General features: G+C 69.9%; 18 protein-coding genes. 14 read left to right on the plus strand and 4 right to left on the minus strand.

Going from position 1 to position 17989, the window contains the following annotated elements:
• Positions 1-121 precede the first annotated feature (121 nt).
• Positions 122-1174 carry a tetratricopeptide repeat protein gene (locus tag D7X32_RS09885; RefSeq protein ID WP_120602274.1) on the minus strand — a complete coding sequence of 351 codons (1053 nt, stop codon included), beginning with the start codon at positions 1172-1174 and terminating at the stop codon, positions 122-124.
• 210 nt (positions 1175-1384) lie between these two features.
• On the opposite strand from D7X32_RS09885, the gene xth reads away from it, so the two are divergent.
• From xth to sitI6, 6 genes are all read left to right on the plus strand, one after another.
• Entirely contained in the window at positions 1385-2155 is a 771-nt protein-coding gene (gene xth, locus D7X32_RS09890; protein WP_120602275.1) for an exodeoxyribonuclease III, read from the plus strand.
• A gap of 14 nt (positions 2156-2169) precedes the next feature.
• Positions 2170-3342 (plus strand): threonine synthase, encoded by a 1173-nt coding sequence (locus D7X32_RS09895; RefSeq protein ID WP_120602276.1) that lies wholly within the window; start codon positions 2170-2172, stop codon positions 3340-3342.
• A 160-nt stretch (positions 3343-3502) separates the two neighbouring features.
• A complete protein-coding gene (locus tag D7X32_RS09900) occupies positions 3503-3757 on the plus strand; it encodes a hypothetical protein (RefSeq protein ID WP_120602277.1) in 255 nt (84 codons plus the stop codon).
• A gap of 1 nt (position 3758) precedes the next feature.
• Entirely contained in the window at positions 3759-4031 is a 273-nt protein-coding gene (locus D7X32_RS09905) for a hypothetical protein (protein WP_147450095.1), read from the plus strand.
• Between the two features lie 25 nt (positions 4032-4056).
• The gene (gene sitA6 / locus D7X32_RS09910) at positions 4057-4704 is read left to right on the plus strand and encodes a SitA6 family polymorphic toxin lipoprotein (RefSeq protein WP_120602279.1); all 648 of its coding nucleotides are present in this window, start codon (positions 4057-4059) and stop codon (positions 4702-4704) included.
• 30 nt (positions 4705-4734) lie between these two features.
• Positions 4735-5430, plus strand: coding sequence for a SitI6 family double-CXXCG motif immunity protein (gene sitI6, locus D7X32_RS09915; protein WP_279635572.1), 696 nt, complete (start codon positions 4735-4737; stop codon positions 5428-5430).
• Between the two features lies 1 nt (position 5431).
• Here the strand turns inward: sitI6 and D7X32_RS09920 are convergent, their stop codons facing one another.
• Complete coding sequence (locus D7X32_RS09920; protein WP_120602306.1) at positions 5432-7822, minus strand: glycoside hydrolase family 31 protein; 2391 nt, start codon at positions 7820-7822, stop codon at positions 5432-5434.
• Positions 7823-7896: 74 nt separating this feature from the next.
• Between D7X32_RS09920 and D7X32_RS09925 the strand changes: the two genes are divergently transcribed.
• The 5 genes from D7X32_RS09925 (at position 7897) to D7X32_RS09945 (ending at position 12988) form a co-directional block, all read left to right on the plus strand.
• Positions 7897-8088, plus strand: a complete 192-nt coding sequence (locus tag D7X32_RS09925; RefSeq protein ID WP_120602307.1) for a hypothetical protein — start codon at positions 7897-7899, stop codon at positions 8086-8088.
• Between the two features lie 93 nt (positions 8089-8181).
• Complete coding sequence (locus D7X32_RS09930) at positions 8182-8685, plus strand: hypothetical protein (protein WP_120602281.1); 504 nt, start codon at positions 8182-8184, stop codon at positions 8683-8685.
• Positions 8686-8814: 129 nt separating this feature from the next.
• The gene (locus D7X32_RS09935; protein ID WP_120602282.1) at positions 8815-10458 is read left to right on the plus strand and encodes a GMC oxidoreductase; all 1644 of its coding nucleotides are present in this window, start codon (positions 8815-8817) and stop codon (positions 10456-10458) included.
• A gap of 351 nt (positions 10459-10809) precedes the next feature.
• Complete coding sequence (locus D7X32_RS09940; RefSeq protein WP_120602308.1) at positions 10810-12252, plus strand: sensor histidine kinase; 1443 nt, start codon at positions 10810-10812, stop codon at positions 12250-12252.
• A 64-nt stretch (positions 12253-12316) separates the two neighbouring features.
• Positions 12317-12988: a DUF2378 family protein gene (locus D7X32_RS09945; protein ID WP_120602283.1), complete on the plus strand. Its 672-nt coding sequence runs from the start codon at positions 12317-12319 to the stop codon at positions 12986-12988.
• 46 nt (positions 12989-13034) lie between these two features.
• Here the strand turns inward: D7X32_RS09945 and D7X32_RS09950 are convergent, their stop codons facing one another.
• Positions 13035-13676 carry a hypothetical protein gene (locus tag D7X32_RS09950; protein WP_147450096.1) on the minus strand — a complete coding sequence of 214 codons (642 nt, stop codon included), beginning with the start codon at positions 13674-13676 and terminating at the stop codon, positions 13035-13037.
• Between the two features lie 220 nt (positions 13677-13896).
• Here D7X32_RS09950 and dgt point away from each other — a divergent pair, with 220 nt between their 5' ends.
• Complete coding sequence (dgt, locus tag D7X32_RS09955; RefSeq protein WP_120602309.1) at positions 13897-15351, plus strand: dGTP triphosphohydrolase; 1455 nt, start codon at positions 13897-13899, stop codon at positions 15349-15351.
• 76 nt (positions 15352-15427) lie between these two features.
• The gene (locus tag D7X32_RS09960; protein WP_120602285.1) at positions 15428-16102 is read left to right on the plus strand and encodes an SOS response-associated peptidase; all 675 of its coding nucleotides are present in this window, start codon (positions 15428-15430) and stop codon (positions 16100-16102) included.
• Between the two features lie 10 nt (positions 16103-16112).
• On the opposite strand, the gene D7X32_RS09965 is transcribed toward D7X32_RS09960, so the two are convergent.
• Positions 16113-16511 carry a response regulator gene (locus D7X32_RS09965; RefSeq protein ID WP_120602286.1) on the minus strand — a complete coding sequence of 133 codons (399 nt, stop codon included), beginning with the start codon at positions 16509-16511 and terminating at the stop codon, positions 16113-16115.
• A gap of 200 nt (positions 16512-16711) precedes the next feature.
• Here D7X32_RS09965 and D7X32_RS09970 point away from each other — a divergent pair, with 200 nt between their 5' ends.
• On the plus strand, positions 16712-17911 hold the full coding sequence (locus D7X32_RS09970; RefSeq protein ID WP_120602287.1) for a hypothetical protein: 1200 nt from the start codon (positions 16712-16714) through the stop codon (positions 17909-17911).
• Positions 17912-17989 lie beyond the last annotated feature (78 nt).

Raw genomic sequence — 17989 nt, forward strand, 5'->3', positions numbered from 1 at the left:
GGCCGGAGTCATGACGCTCGTCAAGGCGGGGAGAAGGACTGAAGGTTAGACCGGGGGGCGGGCGGGGTGAACCCGCCCGGGCCATCCCCCCGGGAACGGCGGTGGTTCCTGGCCGCCCGCCCTACGGCGCGACGGGCGGGAGCGGCTCTGGCAGGGCAGGACCCGCCAGGTCGGCCCGGGCCACGCGGCCCACCCGCTCCGCGTTGACGCGGGCCTGCACGTAGCGGGGCGACAGCCGGGTGGCGGCGGCGTAGGCGGCGCGGGCCTCCTCCAGCCGGCCCAGGCGCTCGCAGGCGACGCCCAGGTTGTTCTGCACGTAGGCCACGTGGGGCAGCAGGCCCGCGGCCTGGGTGAGGACCTCCACGGCGCGGGCGTTGTCGTTGGCGCGCAGGTAGGCGAAGCCCAGGTTGTTGAGCGCGTGGCCGTGCTCGGGGTCCAGGTGCACCGCCTGCTGGAAGCGCAGGATGGCGGAGGCCAGCTCATTGGCGCCCAGGTGCGCGCGGCCGAGCACCTGGTACACCTCCGGGTCCTCCGGGTCGCGCAGGAGCGCCTCTTCCCCCACGGGGACGGCCTCCGCGAAGCGGCCCTCCGCCACCAGGAGCCGCGCCTGCTGCACCAGCGCCCCGGCCTCACGGGACTCCGCCTGGCCCAGCCGGGCGTACGCGTCGATGGCGAGCTTCGTGTCTCCGGCCAGCCGGGCCGTGCGAGCAAGCTGCGCCAGGGCGTCCGTGGCACCCGGGTCGTCGTGCAGCGCGCGCCGCAGCTCCGTCACGGCACCGGACAGGTCACCCAGGTCGCGCAGCCCCAGCGCGCGGGCCACATGGTCCACCCGGCGGGCGTGCGTGTGCGGCAGCGCCAGGGCGTCACCGGGGACAGGGGCCTCCGCCGGAGCGGCCTCGTCCATGAGGCGCGGGGCGGCCATCAGCGAGAGCTCGTGGCCCGGGGCCTCCAGCGGGAGGGTGGGAGCGGCGGCGACAGGGGCCGGGGCGGCGCGGGCCTCCACGGCGTGGGTGAGCCAGGGCTTGAGCAGGCGGGGCAGGGGGACGTCCTCCCAGGCGGCGAGCCCGAGGGCGGCGAGCGCCGCGGGGACGAGGGCCTTGCGAAGCGCGGGCGGCACGGTGAAGCGCCGGAAGGAGGCGGGGTGGCGGGACCGGGTGCGCGTCTTCGGGTTCATGGCAATCCCCTCGGGGCTGCTCTCAAGGACAGCGGCGGGCGCCGGGAGCGGCGGCCCGGGACCGCGGTGGTGGCGGCCCGGGACCTCCTATTGCGACCGGTGTGCCAAGGGACTTCCCCTGGGGAGGGGCCCGGGGTGTGTCCCTGGGGCCACAGGCGGGAGGGGAAAAGCGTGGCAGGGGCGTGGGCCGCGTGCGACGGTCCGCGCCGCATGCGAATCGCGACCTGGAACGTGAACTCGGTGAGGGCCCGGCAGCAGCGGTTGGTCAACTGGCTGAAGAGCGCCCAACCCGACGTGCTGTGCCTGCAGGAGCTCAAGTGCACCGACGCGGACTTCCCCTTCGACGCGGTGAAGGAGGCGGGCTACTTCGCCGCGGTGCACGGGCAGAAGACGTACAACGGCGTGGCCATCCTGGCGAAGACGGAGCCCACGGACGTGGTGCGCGGCCTGTCGGACGGGGTGGATGACACGCACGCGCGCTTCATCTCCGCGACGGTGAATGGCATCCGCGTGGTGAGCGCATACGCACCCAACGGGCAACAGGTGGACTCGCCCGCGTACGTCTACAAGCTGGAGTGGTACCGGCGCCTGAGGAACTACCTGGACACGCGCCACAAGCCGGACGACCTGGTGGTGATGGGCGGGGACTGGAACATCGCGCCGGATCCCATCGACGTGTACGACGTGGCGCAGTGGGAAGGGCAGACGCTGTTCACCCTGCGCGAGCGGGACGCGCTCCAGCAGGTGTGCGCCTTTGGCCTGACGGACGCGTTCCGCAAGCTGCACCCGGACGTGCAGAAGTTCTCCTGGTGGGACTACCGGATGCTGATGTTCCCCAAGAACAAGGGCGTGCGCATCGACCACCTGTTCCTCACGGCGCCGCTGGTGCCCCGGCTCACGGCGTGTGACGTGGACCGCGAGGAGCGCAAGGGGCAGCAGCCGTCGGACCACGCGCCGGTGTGGCTGGAGTTGAAGGACTGAGTAGAGTCGGAGGCATGTCCGTCCTCCGACTTGAATGCACGAAGTGTGACCAGACGTTCGCGCCGGGCAGGGTGTGGAACCTGTGCACGGCGTGTCAGGCGCCGTTGTTCGCGTGCTACGACCTGGAGCGCGCGGCGCACACGTTGCGCAAGGAAGCGCTGCCCGGCCGTGAGCGTTCCATGTGGCGCTACCACGAGGTGCTGCCGGTGGACGACCCGGCGCACCGCCTGACGTTGGGTGAAGGCTTCACGCCGCTGCTCCCCGCGCCCCGGCTGGGCTCGTGGCTGGGATTGAAGCAGGTCCTGGTGAAGGACGAGAGCGGCAACCCCACGGGCTCCTTCAAGGCGCGAGGCCTGGCCGCCGCGGTGTCCATGGCGAAGGCCTTGGGCGCGAAGGCGGTGTGTCTGCCTTCCGCGGGGAACGCGGGCAGCGCGCTGGCGGCGTACGCGGCGCGGGGCGGGCTGGAGGCGCACGTCTTCGTGCCGAAGGACATCGCGGCGCTGTTCCTGATGGAGACGCGGGCGTACGGCGCGCACGTGGAGACGGTGGAGGGGCTCATCTCCGACGCGGGCCGGGTGTGCGCGGGGCTGGCGAAGGAGCACGGCTGGTACGAGTGCGCCACGCTGAAGGAGCCCTACCGCGTCGAGGGCAAGAAGACGATGGGCTACGAGCTGGCGGAGCAGCTCGGGTGGACGCTGCCGGACGTCATCCTCTACCCGACGGGCGGGGGCACGGGGCTCATCGGGATGTGGAAGGCCTTCGAGGAGATGGAGGCGATGGGGCTCATCGGCGCGAAGCGGCCGCGCATGGTGGCGGTGCAGGCGGAGGGCTGCGCGCCCATCGTGAAGGCGCACGCGGAGGGCAAGCCGGACGCGCCCATGTGGCAGGGCGCGACGACGCACGCGCACGGTCTGCGGGTGCCCAAGGCGCTGGGGGACTTCCTCATCCTGCGCGCGGTGAAGGACAGCCACGGCACGGCGGTGTCGGTGACGGAGGAGGAGATCGTCCAGGGCACGAAGGACATCGCCGCGGCGGAGGGCCTGTTCGTGGCGCCGGAGGGCGGCGCGTGCGTGGCGGCGCTCAAGAAGCTGCACGCCGCCGGGGACGTGAAGCCGGAGGAGACGGTGGTCGTGTTCAACACCGGTACGGGCTTCAAGTACGTGGAGAACATGGCGCCCTTGTGGTGAGCGAAGGGTTCCTGGATGGCTGGGATTCAAGAATGAGAATCCAAGAACCTGGTTGGCGCGATGCAAAAGAGGTCATGTGTCGCAAGGCGTTGGCGCGGTGTGTTGGATGAAATCAAGATGTCTTGCTTGTCTTTGTGAGGGCGATTCGTACGATGAGTGAATGCACTTCGTTCAGATCGAAATGGGCAACGAGCGGTTGGCCGAGAACGTGAAGTACACGGTGTTGGACAACAAGCTGGCCCGGTTTGTGACCATCGTGGGCAGCACCCGGAGCTTCACCGTCGAAAATGGCATCAAGGACACGAAGGCCTTCGTGGTGACCTTCCAGACGGAGCAGTTGGAGGAGATCAAGACGATGATGACGGACCCGACGATGAGGGTCGCGACGATGGTGGCCTGGGAAATGTCGGCCTGAGATGAGCAGACCCCTGGGGCCGCCGCCGCGTCCGCCCGGAATGCCGCCCCCGCCGGAGGTTCCGGAGGTCGAACCGGTGGGGTCGGCGCACATGAAGCCGGACGGCACGCTGGAGCTCCGGATGTCCGCGCGCGGTCCCGGGGCCATCGCGGGAGAGGCGCTGTTCATCCTCAAGCCAGATAATCCCCGCTACGCCGGGGTGCTTGAGCACCTGGGCCCGATGGAGCCCGGTGGCTACGCGCGGGTGATGCCGTTTCCTCCGGGCGTGTTCTGACGGGGCGTTGATATGAAGGCGTGCGATGCGAGCGCGCGCCTTCCTGCTGTTATCGGCACTCCTCGGTGGGTGCGCATCCGCCCCCTTGCCCGCGCTGGAGGACTGGGGCGCGGCGGAGGACGACGCCTGCAAGGGTGACGACCGGTGCGTGGCGCTGGTCTGCGCGGATGACCTCTGCGGGCTCTATCGCTGCGAGGACACCGGTGTGTTGCTGGCCCGGGGAGGCATCCGGCCTCCCGTGTCGTCGGCGGCGCCCGGTTCAGGTCCCCGGCGCAACTGGGGCAGTGCCCAGTCCCTGCCGGGTGACCGCGACGCCATCTTCGTCATCCGCTGGTACAACCATCCCGCGCCAGCTCCGCCACCCGATGGTAGGAAGCCTTCAGGCTCTGGATGGGTTCGTCATCACCTCTACCCGCAGGATCCGAACCTCGCGATCTTCTTCAGGCGGCAAGGAGGTATCAACGTGCATGACTTCACGATGATCATCCCCCGCGCGGAGCACGTGCGGCTGCATGGCGTGGGAGGACGGGGCGGCCGCTGGAATCAGGCGTGGCGCGACTTCGCTCGCAACAACACCAGGGCCACCCCAAAGGAAATCCAGGACCAGCTGGCTCGGATGATCGTTGACTTCAACATCATGGGTCCCATTGTTCCGTACTACCAACTTCGCTAGGCGTCGGGAGGATCCGTGAGGTTCTTTGAAGTGAATCCTGCGGAAGGCCCGCGTTTCACTGGCTACATCAACGGCGTGCACAGATGGGGTCTGCCGGGGGGCCTCTGTCCCGTCTGTCATGCCAGTCCGGGCGGGTTGGGAGAGGCGTATCCCTCCGTGGATCTCTCAGGCTGGGCGCATCGGCAGGAACTTGTGGAGGCCAGACAAGTACCGCTCGAAGAGTATGAGCGATTGCGTGATCAGGTCCGGTCCCAGGTTCCCTTTGACGCCCCCTTATTCCCAGGTGCCGAGTTCGGGCCCCTCACCGGGAAGGCTTCCGGCAAGTGGGGAGCGATGCATCTTCCAGAACCCTGGACCCTGGTGATGCAGCGTGACGCGCTGGAGTGCATGCGTGGAGCGGGCATCGCGCTTCGTGCCAGCAAGATGGACTTGCGGTTCCTGGGCCGGACGGAAGTGGAGTTGCTGGAGATCGAGGTGCATCCCCGGGGCCGCGTCCACGACAGTTGTTTCCCTGGCGGACGGGAACGCCCCTGCGAACGGTGTGGACGTCAGGGAGGCAGCTTTCCGGACGCGCCCATCCTGGACAGCCGTACCTTGCCCAAGGACCAGAACCTGTTCCGGCTGACGGACTACACGACCATCATTATCGCCACGGAGCGCTTCGTGGACGCCGTGAACCGCTTCGAGTTCGAAGGCGTCGTGTTCAAGGAAATCCCCGTCCTCTGACCTACGGCCTCACGTCCAGCCGCGTCCAATCCGCGGCGACCTGGAGCTCCAGCACGCCGTTCTCGAAACGGTGTGCACGGACTCCCGTCACCTGTCGCACCGCTTTCAATCCATACACGCGGATCGTCTCCTCTGTCCGGACCCGAGAGAGCGTTCCCGTCTCGCTCCGCTCCAATCGCAGCACTCCATCTGTCACCCCGCCACGCAGCACCGTGAGCCGTGACTCGCCGTAGCCGTCGCCCGCGTCCTCGTAGAGCCGGCCGTGCACCTCCGTCGCCGCGTGCACGTGCCACTCCAGGTGCTGCCAGTTCGCGTCCGTGGTGTGCATCGCGGGCTGTGTCAGCGCCACCGCGCCTCCCGCGCGCAGCCACACCGGCACCGTGTCCAGCGGCCCTTCCGCGATGACGTGCTGCCCACCCTCGCTCACGGCTCCCGTTCGCTCCAGCCCGGGCCACTCCATCCACGAACCCGCCGGCAGATACGCCAGACGTTTCGTCTGTCCGGGCCGCACCACCGGCGCCACCAGCAAGTCCCTCCCGAACAGGAACTGATCGAACGCACCCACCGCCTCCGAATCCCCAGGCGCCTCCATCACCAGGGGCCTGAGCGGCGCGAGCCCCGTCTCCGACGCCTCGTGCATCAGCGTGTACAACGTGGGCAGGAGCCGGTACCGCCGCTCCAGCGCCGCGCGCGCCAGCGTCAGGTACGGCTCCCCATACCTCCACGGCTCCTGCGGCGCCGTGCCCTTGCCCGCGTGGTTGCGCATCAGCGGGTAGAACGTGCCCGTCTGCATCCAGCGCACCAGCAGCTCCCCATTCGCCCGGCCAATGAAGCCCGGGATGTCCACCCCCGTGAATGCCACCGCCGCCAGGCCCAATCCCATCAACATGGGCAGCGATGTCTCCAATTGCGTCCAGTGGCTGGAGTTGTCCCCCGTCCACACCGCCGAGTACCGCTGGATGCCCGCGAACCCCGCCCGCGTCAGCAGGAACGGCCGGGCCTCCGGGCGCAGCTCGCGCAGGGACTCGAACGCGCCCTTCGCCATGCCCAGCGCGTAGACGTTGTGCACCTCCAGGTGCCGCTTGTCTCCGTGGCGCGCGTCGTAGGGCAGCGTGTTGCCCTCCACCCTGCCCACGCCCTCCGAACGCTCGCTCGACAGCGTGAGGATGCCCACGTCCGGCTGCACCGCGAAGCATGACGGCTCGTTCATGTCATTCCAGAACCCCGCCATGCCCAACGCCACGAAGTCGCGGTGCAGGCCTCCCCACCAGCGCTGCACCTCCGGCCGCGTCAGGTCCGGGAACACCGCGGGCCGGGGCCACACCTCGCCCACCAGCACGCCGCCCCGGTCGTAGCGCACCAGGTAGTCGCGCGCCTTCGCCTCCTCGTACACGCTCCAGCCCGCCTCCAGCTTCAAGGCCGGGTCGATGATGGGCACCAGCCGCACACCCTGCGCCGCCGCCTCGCGCACCAGGCCCGCCGGATCCGGGTAGCGCGCCCCGTCCCAGGTCCAGACCTTGTACCCATCCATGTAATCAATATCCAAATACACGCAGTCCAGAGGCAGGCCCCGCTGCCGGTAACCCTGGATGACGCCCCGGATGTCCTCCGCGTTCTCGTAGCCCCAGCGGCTCTGCTGCGCGCCCAGGCTCCACAGCGGGGGCAGGGGCGGCCGCCCCGTCAACGCCGCGTACCGTCGCACCACGTCCGCCGGTCCCGGCCCCGCGAACAGGTAGCAGTCCAGCTCCGGCCCCCACGACTCCCACGTCACCCGCGACGCGTCCGCGAGCGCCACGTCCACCTCCGAGCGCCAGGACTCGTCCAGGAAGAACCCCCACGCCACGCCCTCGCGCAGGCCCACGAAGAACGGGATGGATTGGTAGAGCGGATCCGTGTCCGGGTGGTGCGGCACCACGTCCGTGTTCCAGAACGTGAAGTGCATGCCGCGCTTGTCCAGCGGCCCCACCTTCTCGCCGAACCCCAGGTAGCGCTCCCCCGGCTGTGCCCGCAGCGCCAGCCGCGCCCGGTGACGGCTCATCGGATACGCGGCCTGCACCTCTCCGGACACGTCCACGCAGCGCGCCAGCTCCCGCCCCTGCGCGTCCCGGAAGCGCCAGGTCCCCGACTCCGCGTCCACCTCCAGGGACACGCCCTCCGCCGTCACGCGCACGAGGTTGCCCTCGCGCTCCACCGTCAATGCGTGGCCTCCTTCCGCGACGACGGACCAGGAACGCTTGCCGGGCAGCTCGGGATGGAGGAAGCCGATCTCCGACGACACCGGCGCGTGCCGCAGCCGAAGCACTCCGGGCAGCGGACACGACACCTCCAGGACGGCATGCCGGCCGGACAGGCGCAGCCGGTAGGGTTCGACGTGGGCGTCAGCGACGTGCATGCCTCGCAATCTAGGGAGCGCGCGCGGCCCGCACCCGCCTTTCCTTCCGGGCCCGTGCGATGCTGTCCACCGCCATGACGCCGCCCCCTGATCCGCTGCCATTCCCGGACAGCCTCTGCCACCGCTGCGCCGCGCCGCCGCGCTACGTCCAGACGCGGACCTCCACCTTCATCATGTGTCCGCTCCTGCCCCAGAAGTACGCGCCCCAGCCCGTGCGCGCGTGCTCCCTGTTCCGTCCCCTTGAGCCCGGCGCCGCGCCCGCGTAGCCCCCACCCGGGTCCAAAGGCGAGCAGGCAGCGGGGCAGGAAAGCCATTCCCCGAAAGGCATCCGTACCTTTGCCTCACGCAAAGGAGCCTTCATGGCCACCCGACGGAAGACCCCCGCTGCTCCCCGGCGCAGGCACGCCGCCGCCACACCCGCGAAGCGCGCGGCCCGCAAGAGCCACGCGTCCGCCAGTGGCAGCGGCCGGTATACGAACCCCACCCTGCGCGAGCGCCTCAAGCAGCGCATCCTCCAGAGCGACAAGGGCGGCCGCGCGGGCCAGTGGAGCGCGCGCAAGGCCCAGCTCCTCGCCACGGAGTACAAGAAGGCCGGTGGCTGCTACCGGGGTTCCCGCGGCACCGCGCAGCGCCACCTGTCCGCCTGGACGAAGGAGGAGTGGGGCACCCAGGAGGGCGGCACCCGCGCCCGGCATGGCCGGACCACCGCGCGCTATCTTCCCAAGGAGGCCTGGGCCCACCTGAGCCCCGCTCAGAAGAGGGCCACCGAGCGCCGCAAGCGGGCAGGCTCCCGGGAGGGACGTCAGTTCGTCGCCAACACGCCCGCCGCACGCCGGGCGAGGAAGCAGGCCTCGAAGCGCTAGCCCGCGCTTCCAGGCCCTCCGTTCCGGAAGCGTGCGACAGCTCCCGCGAGGACGGCCCGCGCTCGTGGCATAGAGTGTGGACCTCCTGAACCCGGGAGCGCACACGCCCCCGGAGACGGGGAGGACTTCATGGACTGCGACTGGCTCATCATCGGCTCGGGGTTTGGCGGCAGCGTCAGCGCGTTGCGGCTCGTCGAGAAGGGCTATCGCGTGGTGATGCTGGAGAAGGGCCGGCGCCTCCAGGGCCAGGACTTCCCCAAGTCCAACTGGAACCTGAAGCGCTGGCTGTGGATGCCGCGGCTGGGGTGGCGCGGCCTCTTCAAGATGACCTTCTTCCGCCACGTCACCGTGCTGTCCGGCGTCGGCGTGGGCGGCGGCTCGCTCGTCTACGCGAACACGCTGCCCATCCCGAAGGACGACTTCTTCGACGCCTCCTCCTGGGGCCACCTGGCGCCGTGGAAGGAGGAGCTCGCGCCGCACTACGTGACCGCGCGCCGCATGCTGGGCGCCACCGTCAACCCGCTCAACACCTTCCCCGACCAGGTGCTCAAGGAAGTGGGACAGGACCTGGGCCGCCCCGACTTCCAGCCCACCACCGTGGCCGTCTACTTCGGCGAGCCCGGCGTCACCGTGAAGGACCCCTACTTCAACGGCGAGGGCCCGGACCGCACCGGATGCAACGCGTGCGGCGGCTGCATGCTGGGCTGCCGCAACAACGCCAAGAACACGCTCGACAAGAACTACCTCTACTTCGCGGAGAAGCGCGGCCTCACGCTCCACGCGGACACGGAGGTGACGTGGGTGCGCCCCCTGCCGGGGGGCGACGGCTACGAGGTGACGGCGAAGCAGGGCACCGGCTTCTTCAAGAAGACGCGCCGCTTCACCGCGAAGCACGTCATCTTCGCGGGTGGCGTGCTGGGCACCCTGGACCTGCTGCTCAAGCTCAAGGACGCCAAGGACGGACTGCCGGACCTCTCCGAGCGCGTGGGCGACGGTGTGCGCACCAACTCCGAGGCCCTCATCGGCATCGTCAGTGGCGGCAAGCAGAAGGACCGCGACCTGTCCCGGGGCATCGCCATCGGGTCCATCCTCCACACCGACGAACACTCGCACCTGGAGCCCGTGCGCTACCCGGAGGGCTCCGGCTTCTTCCGCCTGCTCATGGCCCCCCACGTCCCCGGCGCCACCGCGTGGACGCGCGTGGCCCGGTTGGTGGGGCTGCTCGTTCGCAGGCCCCTGCGCTTCCTCCAGGCGTGGTTCGTCCCGGACTTCGCGCGCCGCACGATGATCCTCCTGTACATGCGCACCATGGAGGGCCACCTGCGCATGCGCCGGGGCCGCGCGCTCACCACCGGCTTCCGCTCCGGCCTCACCACCGGCCTGCAAGAGGGTCCCGCGCCCACCGCGAACATGCCGGAGGCCTTCGACCTGGCGAAGCGCGTGTCCGACAAGCTGGATGGCTACCCCATGACCATGGTCAGCGAAACGCTCATGGGCATCCCCACCACCGCGCACATCCTGGGCGGCGCGTGCATGGGAGACTCTCCAAAGACAGGCGCCATCGACGCGCGCCACCGCTTGTATGGCTATGAGGGGCTGTATGTGGTGGATGGCGCGGCCATTTCCGCCAACCCGGGCGTCAATCCCTCTCTCACCATCACCGCGCTCGCGGAGCGCGCCATGACCTTCATCCCCGCCGCGCGCGAGCTGCCCCGGGGCGACACCGACGCGACGCTGGAAACACCTTCGCGCCCCCACGCCGCCGCGTCCTGAAAGTGCCCCGCGGGGCGTGTACGCGGCCGCCCCCTGTGCCCCCTTGGGACCTGGGGACAGCGCCCATTGGCCAGACGTGAGCGCGCGCCTCGTACTCCGGTCCCGGATGCGGCCGGTTCCGTGGACGCGGGGATAACCAGGATGTCAATGTTGGCTGCGAATGCACGGGATGGCGTCACCCTGGCGCTGTCTCACACCGTCGGCGTGGGTGGGAGCCGGCAGTGTTCAAGCGCAGGCACTCCTTGTGCCCTCGGGCAGCATGGTTGGCTCATGGAGTTCCGTGTAGTTCATATTTTACAGGGTTAATCGCTTCCGCCACCATTCCGGTCGGGTGAAGAGATGACTTCGTTCATGTCAGCCTTTTCCTTTCATGCTCCGGTGAATGTTTCTCAAGGTCTGGAAGGACGGGCGGCGGCGCTTCTGGCATTGCAGTTGCGCGAATCGCGCAAGCGGGTGGATGGCCTTTTCACCTGGCTGATGCTGGGGCAGTGGGCGGCCGCGGTGCTGGTGGCGGTGTTCGTGTCTCCCTATGGCTGGGAAGGCAAGGTGCGCGCGCTGCACCTGCACGTGCAGACGGCGGTGCTCCTGGGGGCGGCGCTGAGCGTGTTCCCGGTGATGCTCACGCGCCTGCATCCGGGGGAGGCGCTGACGCGCCACGTGGTCGCGGTGAGCCAGATGCTCTGGTCCGCGCTGCTCATCCACCTGACGGGCGGCCGCATCGAGACGCACTTCCACATCTTCGGCTCGCTGGCGGTGTTGTCATTCTACCGCGACCCGAAGGTGCTGCTCACCGCCAGCCTGGCCATCGTCGTGGACCACTGCATGCGGGGCGCGCTGTGGCCGGAGTCCGTCTACGGCCAGCTGCATCCGGAGTGGTGGCGCTTCCTGGAGCATGCCTTCTGGGTGGCCGTCATCGACGCGGTGCTGCTCGTCGCCTGCCGGGACGCGCTGCGCGACCTGGGGGAGCGGGCCGGGCGCCAGGCCCTGACGGAGGCCGCCATCGAAGAGGAGCTGGCGCTGCGGGCGGGACAACTCGACGCCGCCGTGCGCGAGGTGCACGCCTTCCGCGACCATGCGGAGCGGATGGAGCGGCTGGCGTCGCTGGGACAGCTCACCGCCAGCGTCAGCCACGAGCTGCGCAACCCGCTGGCCGCCGCGCGCACCGCGCATGCGTTCGTCCTGCGCCGCCTGCGCAAGGCGGAGGCCTATCCCACCGACCCGCGCATCCCGCGCTTCCTGGACATCATCGACCGGGAGCTGCAGGCGTGTTCGGTCATCATCTCCGACCTCCTGGACTACGCGAAGGGCCGGCCTCCGCGCCGCACGCCGTGTCCGCTCAAGCCACTGGTGGAGGAAGCCATCAGCGTGGTTCCCCGCCGCGAGGGCGTGCGCGTGAACAACCAGGTGCCGGATGGGCTGCCGGTGCCGCACCTGGACCGCGAACAGTTCCGCCAGGTGCTGGTCAACCTCATCCAGAACGCGGTGGAGGCCATCCCGCCGGAGCGTTCCGGGACGGTCTGCGTGCACGCCGACGCGAGGGGCGACGGCGGCTGGAGCCTGCGCGTGACGGACGACGGGCCGGGCATCCCCGCGCCGCTCCTGGAGCGCATCTTCGAACCCATGTTCACCACCAAGCTGCGCGGCACCGGGCTGGGGCTCGCCATCGTGAAGAGCCTGGTGCAGGGACACGGCGCGCGCATCCAGGCGGAGAGCGACTTCGGCCACGGCTCGCGCTTCACAGTCCTCTTCCCGGACGCGTCTATTCAGGCGGCCGGGGCCGCGGCGCATCCCTGAAACAGCAATCGCAGGTTGGCGAATCGCAAGTGGGGCGTGGGCCCACGCGAACACGGAGGTAGGCATGCAGGCACAGGCGAAGCCGTATCCGGAGGCGGGCTCGGTGGAGGCGGACTGGGCGGTACGGCGCATGGCGGCGACGGAGCTGGACACCGCCCGGGGCATGTTCTTCCTGGGGGTGCTGGAGACGGTGCGCACCGGCGTGGGCGAGGAGGCGGTGGCCACGTGCCGGTCTGTCACCGACGAGCGCCGCTTCGTGGGCTTCTTCAACTATCCGGTGGCCAGCTTCCTCAAGCTGGCGCAGGTGGCGGCGCGGTTGCTGTCGCCCCGGTGGGGCGGGTTCGACGAGGCGTTGCGGCAGATGGGCATGCAGGCCACGCGCAGCTTCCTGGAGTCCGCGGTGGGCCGCACCTTCCTGCTCCTGGCCGCGGGCGACCCGCGCAAGCTCGTGACGAACCTGCCGTCCGGCTACCAGATGGCGGTGAGCTACGGGGAGCGCACCGTCGACTGGAAGGCAGAGGGGGACGCGCTGTTCGTCATGCGGCGCGACTTCATGCCGGCGGCGTATCACGAGGGGGTGCTGCGCGAGGTGCTCACCATGGTGGGGGCCCGGAACCCACGCGTCCAGGGCCGCAAACTGGGGCTCCTGGACACCGAGTACCACATCACCTGGGAGGTGCCCGTCGTGCTGCCCGCGGGACCTCCCAAGGAGTCCCGCTGGAGGGTGTTCCAGTAGGGCGCGCGGGGACCGGGAGTTGGGGCCCGGTCCCCGTGAGGTCGGGTCAGAACGCCACGCCTGTCTGGATGAGCGGCGTCAAGCTGAAGCCGCCGTTGCCCGGCACGCCGGTGACGAAGAAGGGCAGGTCCAATTCCACGAACCACTTCAGGCCTTCGTTGATCGGGAAGCCCTTGTTGATGATGGGGACGAGGCCCAGGTTGAACGGGATGCCGGAGCCCACCTCCACGGCGGTGCGCAGGCCGCCGGAGAAGGGGCCAAAGTCATACACGACGCCCGGGTCCACGACGATGCTGGTGCTGGCGCTCGCGGGCGTGCCGTCGTTCTCGAAGGTCCAGCGCGTGAAGCCGATGAACTCGAAGTCGATGGACCACTTCTCGTTGAGCTTCACCGTCACGCCCGGCGCGATGCCCACGTTGAGGAAGTCCGCGAAGATGCCGGTGGTGCCCTCGTCGGTGAAGCTCACCAGCGGCACCACGAGCCCCCAGTGGCCACCCACGCGGGGCCAGGACGGCGCCTCGCCGGAGCCGCCCGTGCCGGCCTCCGCCTTCGACTCGTGATGGTGGCCGTGGTTCCGGCCGTGATGGCTGTCGAGCAGCTGGACCCCGGGGTGTTCCTCCGGATCCGTTTCCGCGCCCGTGTCCGCGTTCGCCCCCCGCGGGGCGACGGCCACGAGCAGCGCGGCCATTCCACCCAGCCCGACCTTCCCCCTCCACCCCTTGCGGCCCACCATGGCGCTGGCTCCCTGTGTGTCGTGAGAGGGGAGGGTGGGAAGCCCCGAGGGCCCCGCCAACCCTGATGGGACCCGGGGGCTGGCGCGCGTGTGTTTCCGGATGGCGCGGGAACTTGCGCCCCCGGTGCGCGGGAGCACGATGCCGGGGCCCCCCTCGCACCGTGAGGTCTTCCGCGTGAGCCGCAGTGACAGTCTGGAACGGACGGAGCGCTGGCGGCGGCTGCTGTCGGACACCCGCGTCGGCTCGGGACCGCGCGCCGCGCGCCAAGAAGAGGCCGGGGCGGAGGCCACGCACCGGCAGCTCGACGAGCGCAATGACTACTCGCGCGACTACGACCGCATCGTGTTCTCCAGCGAGTTCCGCTGCCTGCACGACAAGACGCAGGTGTTCCCCCTGTCGACGAGCGACTACACGCGCACGCGCCTCACGCACAGCATCGAGGCGTCGTGCGTGGGCCGTTCGCTGGGGCACCAGGCCGGACTGGGTTTGAAGGCGCAGGGCGTGGAGCTGGACCCTTCGCACCTGGGCACCATCGTGGCGGCGGCGTGCCTGGCGCATGACATTGGCAATCCGCCGTTCGGCCATTCGGGCGAGGCGGCCATCCAGCACTGGGTGAGCCAGCGGCTCGCGCCACCGGGGGAGGGGCGCAAGAGCCCGTTCGCGACGGAGGCCGAGTGGCGCGACCTGCGCGACTTCGAGGGCAACGCGCAGGGCTTCCGCATCCTCAACCGGCTCCAGTCGCGCGAGCGCCGGGGCGGGCTGCGCTACACCGCCGCGACGCTGGGCGCGATGAGCAAGTACCCGCGCCCGTCCGTGCTGCCCGGCTCGCGGGCGAAGACGAAGGGCGTCGTGTCGGAGAAGAAGTTCGGTTACTTCCAGGACGACGTCGACCTGGCGCTGGAGGCCTACCGCGCCACGGACCTGCGGGAGCGCGAACCCGGCGTGTTCAGCCGCCACCCGCTGGCCTTCCTCGTCGAGGCGGCGGACGACATCTGCTACGCGGTCATCGACCTGGAGGACTCCGCGAAGCTGGGGCTCGTGCCCATGGAGCGCGCGTGCGAGCTGCTGGAGTCAGTGCTGCCGGAGCCTTCGGTCCGCAAGCCGCCCCGGCACCTGGAGACGCGGATGGCGCAGGCGCGGGCGAAGGCCATCGGGAAGCTCATCCCCCAGTGCGTGGAGGCCTTCGTGGAGCACGCGCTGGATCTGGAGGCGGGGCGCACGGAGACGTCGCTCACCGCGCTCAAGCCCGACGTGCGCGCCCGGCTGGAGGAGATCACCGACTTCACGCGCGAGCACGGCTACTGGAGCGAGCGCGTGCTCCAGATTGAGAGCGCGGGCTTCAAGACGCTGGGCGGCCTGCTGGACATGTTCGCCCTCTCCGTGGTGGCGGAGGCCCCCAACGCGGAGGAGAAGAAGCTGCGGCAGCTGCTGCCGCTGGAGTGCTTCCAGCGCCCGGAGTTCGCGGCGGCGGATGAAGCGGCGCAGAAGCCGCCCCGGCGGGACGAGGCCATCCAGCGGCTCACGCCGTACCAGCGGCTGCTGTGCGTGACGGACTACATCACCGGACTGTCGGACAGCCGCGCGGTGGAGCTCTACCAGCGCCTGTCCGGCATCCAGCTGCCCACGTAGCCCTCCACGTCCGGCCCCCCACCAGCCGGGCGCCTGGAACGTGCGAGCCCGGCCGCCGGGCGCTACGCTTCCGCCCATGTGTGGCCGAGTCACCGTCCGGACCTCTCCCGCGCAGCTCGTCGCCGAGCTGGAGCTCGCGGGCGCGCGCGCGACGCTGGAGCGCGAGCGTTTCAACCTCTGTCCCACGCAGTTGTTGCCCGTGGTGCCCAACGACGGCGCGCGGCTCCTGGACGTGTTCCGCTGGGGGCTCATCCCGTCCTGGGCGAAGGACGCGTCCATTGGCAACAAGCTCATCAACGCGCGCGGGGAGACGGTGGCGGAGAAGCCCAGCTTCCGTTCGGCGTTGAAGCGCAGGCGGTGCCTGGTGGTGGTGGACGGCTGGTATGAGTGGAAGCAGTCCACGAAGCCCAAGACGCCGTACTTCTTCCACCACCGCGACGGGAAGCCGCTGGCGCTGGCGGGGCTCTGGGAGGAGTGGACGGCGCCGGACACCGGCGAGGTGCTGCGCACCTGCACCATCATCACCACGGGCCCCAACGCGCTGATGGCGCCCATCCACGACCGGATGCCCGTCATCCTGTCGCCGGAAGCCCAGGCCGTGTGGCTGCGCCCGGAGCCGCAGGAGGCTTCCGTCCTCCTTCCGCTGCTCGTCCCCGCGCCGGAAGCGCCGCTGGACGTCTACGAAGTGGCGCGCGGGGTGAATTCGCCCGCCAACGACAGCCCGGAGTGCGTGGCCCGCGTCGCGGCCTGATCCAGGCCTGCTATCCCGCGGTGGAGTTCTCCTCCTCTCCTGGAGGCGGGCAGTAGGGCGCGACCGCCTCCTTGAACAGCTCCAGGTGCAGGGGCTTGTGGAGTGTCCCGACGACGCCGGCCATCTTGTCCGTCTGGAAGCTGGCGGTGAGCACGAAGACGGGCAGCCCGCACAGCGTCGCATCGTCGTTCATCCGGCGAAGGAAGCCGTGGCCGTCCATCACCGGCATCATCAAATCCAGCAGGACGATGCAGGGCTTGCGGCAAGAGGCCAGGGCCACGAGCCCCTCCTCTCCATTCGTCGCCGTCAGGACGGAGTAGCCTTCGAGCTCGAGGTACCGGGCCATCACTTCCAGCTCCGGCTCGTCATCGATGATGAGAATCAGGGGCGGGGTCGTCGCGTCGGGCACGGCTCTCTCTTCCGTGTGTTCAAAGGAAAGCTAGGTCGCCCGAACGCCGCGCTGCCCAGGGTTCCATTGATTCCGGGCAGGCGGTTCCCACTCCGGACAATGGGACAGGGGGTTGGCTGGCCGTCTGCCCTGAAACAGTGGCGCGGCGGCCGTGGACACTTCCTGGGTCCTCCCCAAAAAGCCCCCTAGGATTCGCCGTCATGACGTCCTCCGACAGGGCCGTGCCGGGCAGGGGCAGGCGCATCGCCGCGGCCTCCGTCGCGGGGCTCGTCGTGCTGGCAGGATCCTGCCTGCTCGGAGCGGAGGCGTGGTTCCAGCGGAAGATCGAAGGTCCGCTGCGTCTCCACTCCGAGGCGCTCACCGCGAACGTGGAGGCCTACTGCGCGCAGGAGGCCGCGCTGGGCACCGACCCCTGGTTCCACGAAGGCCGGACGGAAGGGGACGCGGGCCTGCTGCTCAACGCGTGGCTGCCCTGGTCGCGCGACCTGAAGCAGGCGCCTCCCGAGGGCTCGCCGCTCGTCCTTCCCGAAGCGCTGCGCGACGAGGCCCTGGACCTGACGCAGGGCCGTTGGCTCACCGCGAACCTCGACGTGTCCCGCCTGGACTTCGACTGGATGGTCCGGCTGCTGGCGTATGACCGGTGGGACCTGTTCAACGGCAGCCCCCTCAGCCAGGAGGGACGTTTCAACTGGGTCGCCGGTGAAATCCCCGACCTCTTCCTGCTCCAGCGCTGGGCGAAGTTCCGCATGCTCCACGGCATGCGGACGGGCCACCCGGTGGAGGCCGCGCAGCAGGTGCGCCACCTGGCGTGGCTGAGCCTGCGCACGGACTCGCTCGCGGGCGGCTCCCTCGCCGTCAACCTGCTCGACATCGAGCGGCTGGCCCATGACGCCATGGCTTCGCCCCCGGCGGACTGGACGCCCATGCCCGCCGGGCAGACGGCCCGGATGAACACCCTCCTGCTTTCAGGGCGGCTCTTCTCCACCCTCGCCGCGCCCCCGGAAGTCGCCCGCCAGGCCCGCCAGTGCGCCACGGCGGCGTTCCGGTGCATCGCACTGACGGAAGGGGCCTTCCTGGCACGGATGGTGGAACCCTTCGCGAACCCGCCCTTCGAGGATGCCTACGCCGCGCTCGACCAGGACCTGGCGCGGTCTGATTGTCCCACCGTCGCCGCGCATGAAGTCCGGACTCGCGGTGTCACCTTGCTGGACCCGGAGTCAGGAATGCTCACCGCGACCCCTCGGGGGGCATGGCTCACCTGGGTCCCCGGCCGGTGGCTGCGCTCGCGCATCGCCACGATGGTCGTCGCCATCTCCCGAGGAGACCTTCCACCGCTGGCTGAAAACAAAATGAAACATCCCGACCGCCTCCGCGGCCAGGCAGGCACTCCAACCCCCTGAATCGCCGTTCCCGAAGCGCCGGAAAAAGGCCTGCGCCTGCCCACCTCCACGGTTTTCCGTGGATGACATGGAACTGGC

Origin of the sequence: Corallococcus carmarthensis (assembly GCF_003611695.1) — a bacterium.
GTDB classification, from domain to species: domain Bacteria; phylum Myxococcota; class Myxococcia; order Myxococcales; family Myxococcaceae; genus Corallococcus; species Corallococcus carmarthensis.

Bases quoted from the DNA above. Each gene is read 5' to 3' on its own strand.
- D7X32_RS09945 (WP_120602283.1), top strand. From the start codon at position 12,317: ATGCAGGCACAGGCGAAGCCGTATCCGGAGGCGGGCTCGGTGGAGGCG.
- D7X32_RS09920 (WP_120602306.1), bottom strand. From the start codon at position 7,822: ATGCACGTCGCTGACGCCCACGTCGAACCCTACCGGCTGCGCCTGTCC.
- D7X32_RS09960 (WP_120602285.1), top strand. From the start codon at position 15,428: ATGTGTGGCCGAGTCACCGTCCGGACCTCTCCCGCGCAGCTCGTCGCC.
- D7X32_RS09905 (WP_147450095.1), top strand. From the start codon at position 3,759: ATGAGCAGACCCCTGGGGCCGCCGCCGCGTCCGCCCGGAATGCCGCCC.
- D7X32_RS09950 (WP_147450096.1), bottom strand. From the start codon at position 13,676: ATGGCCGCGCTGCTCGTGGCCGTCGCCCCGCGGGGGGCGAACGCGGAC.
- D7X32_RS09935 (WP_120602282.1), top strand. From the start codon at position 8,815: ATGGACTGCGACTGGCTCATCATCGGCTCGGGGTTTGGCGGCAGCGTC.
- xth (WP_120602275.1), top strand. From the start codon at position 1,385: ATGCGAATCGCGACCTGGAACGTGAACTCGGTGAGGGCCCGGCAGCAG.
- D7X32_RS09940 (WP_120602308.1), top strand. From the start codon at position 10,810: ATGTCAGCCTTTTCCTTTCATGCTCCGGTGAATGTTTCTCAAGGTCTG.
- D7X32_RS09925 (WP_120602307.1), top strand. From the start codon at position 7,897: ATGACGCCGCCCCCTGATCCGCTGCCATTCCCGGACAGCCTCTGCCAC.
- D7X32_RS09930 (WP_120602281.1), top strand. From the start codon at position 8,182: ATGGCCACCCGACGGAAGACCCCCGCTGCTCCCCGGCGCAGGCACGCC.
- D7X32_RS09885 (WP_120602274.1), bottom strand. From the start codon at position 1,174: ATGAACCCGAAGACGCGCACCCGGTCCCGCCACCCCGCCTCCTTCCGG.
- D7X32_RS09895 (WP_120602276.1), top strand. From the start codon at position 2,170: ATGTCCGTCCTCCGACTTGAATGCACGAAGTGTGACCAGACGTTCGCG.
- D7X32_RS09970 (WP_120602287.1), top strand. From the start codon at position 16,712: ATGACGTCCTCCGACAGGGCCGTGCCGGGCAGGGGCAGGCGCATCGCC.
- sitA6 (WP_120602279.1), top strand. From the start codon at position 4,057: ATGCGAGCGCGCGCCTTCCTGCTGTTATCGGCACTCCTCGGTGGGTGC.
- D7X32_RS09900 (WP_120602277.1), top strand. From the start codon at position 3,503: ATGCACTTCGTTCAGATCGAAATGGGCAACGAGCGGTTGGCCGAGAAC.